Source organism: uncultured Fretibacterium sp. (genome assembly GCF_938030725.1).
Taxonomy (GTDB): Bacteria; Synergistota; Synergistia; order Synergistales; family Aminobacteriaceae; genus Fretibacterium.
On sequence record NZ_CALHIQ010000187.1, the window covers coordinates 1 to 1,652 of the forward strand.

1 protein-coding gene and 1 pseudogene are annotated in these 1,652 nt (G+C 68.7%); both read right to left on the bottom strand.

Going from position 1 to position 1,652, the window contains the following annotated elements:
• A partial coding sequence (locus Q0629_RS10100) for a hypothetical protein (RefSeq protein WP_298782088.1) occupies positions 1 to 1,122 on the bottom strand: 1,122 nt, incomplete at its 3' end.
• An 85-nt stretch (positions 1,123 to 1,207) separates the two neighbouring features.
• Positions 1,208 to 1,652, bottom strand: a pseudogene (locus Q0629_RS10105) (methylmalonyl Co-A mutase-associated GTPase MeaB); the annotation flags it as partial.

The following is a 1,652-nucleotide window of genomic DNA, read 5'->3' on the forward strand; positions in this document are numbered from 1 at the left end:
ACCCGAACCGCTTTTGTCCTTCCCCTCGCCACCCGCCGGGCGGTCGATCACCGCGACGCTGGTGGGGGTGCCCCCCAGCTCCGCACTGCCGATCGTTTTGACGTGGCGCCCGTCCGCCTCAAGGACGGCCACCCTGTCGCCCATCACGGCGAAGACCCGATCCCGGTACGTCGTGTCGCGCACCAGCTGGCAGGCTTGGCCCGCGACTTCCTTTGCCTCGTACACCTTCACGGGGTACCGCGCGGAGCCGGTCCAGCGATAGAGGGTCAGGCTGGACCTCGCCGCCGCTCCAGCCTGCCGCTGAGCGATGAAGTAGAAGCCGCCCCTGCCGTCCTCGCAGACCGCCGACACGTCGCCCAGAGCGGTGCCGTCATCCGCGCTGACGACCTCCATGGCCAGCCAGTCCGCGTCGTCCGGGGCGTTCAGGTTCACCACCTGCACGCTGCCCGTGCCGCGACAGGCGACGGCGATCCGGCCGGCGTCGATCTGCGCCATGTCCACAGCGTTCCTGCCCAGCCCCTCATACCGCACGAGCTCCCTGTTCAACGCGCTGTCCAGCCCCACCAGGATGCTGTTCGCGTAGACGTAGCCGGGGTAGCTGCCCCGCGTCGCCGTGAACAGGGCGTAGATCACGTTCCCGGCGACGAGGACCCGTTCCGCGTGGGGGACGTACCCCGCCGGGGCGCCGGTGCCGATGTGATAGCGGCCCGTGGCGGTGTAGCTTGTCGTGTTCACCTGGATGACGGCGCCTCCCTCGTGGGCGGCGGCGTACAGGTTCCCGCCGTAGGCGGCCAGGCCATGAACGTTCATGGCGTTCGTCCAGGTCCTGCTGGCGACGGGCACGTCCCAGCTGGCGGGGTCGTAGACGGTCGCCTTGTCCCCCGTGGTGCGGTCGTGCTCCAGAAAGACGTAGAGGCGCTTGCCGCCCTGCGGAAACGACGCGCCCAGGGCGTCACTCCGGAGGTTGCCGACCGCCCTCCGGACCTGCAGGCCCTCGTCGATGACCCCAATGGCGCTCGTGTAGCTCGCGTCCACCGTCGTGTAGGCGACGTTCGCCGCCGCCGCGCCGCAGAGAGCCATGAACACAAGGAATACGCAAGAGAGCTTTTTCATGAACCTCACGGTAAACGACCTCCTCTGAACTCAAATTGGGGGTGTCCTTTTCGATTTTTGGAGCGCCCGCCCTCTGCTCCAGGCGGGCACACCGTCACTTCTGTCGGTCCCGGCCCCTCTCGTAGAGCGCCAGCAAGTCCAGGGCCGCCTGGGTGGCGGCCAGCTCGCCCCGCTCCACCCGCTCCTCGATCCCCGGCATCTCCGCCGCGACACCGGGGTCCTCGTAGAAGCGGCGCAGCAGGTGGTCCTCCACCATCGAGTGAACCCAGGACAGCGCCTGGCGCCGGCGGCGTTCCGCGAGGACGCCCGAGCTCCGGACGTTTTCCATGAAGTCCTCCACCATGCCCCACACCTCCGGGATGCCCTCGCGCGTCAGGGAGGAACAGGTGTAGGCGCGGCTCGTCCAGCCCTCCGTGGAGGGGCGCAGGTAGTGCAGGAACTGCTCGTAGTCCGCCCGGGTGGTCCGGGCCCTCATCTGGTTGGCCCCGTCGGCCTTGTTCACCACGATGGCGTCGGCCAGCTCCATCACGCCCTTCTTC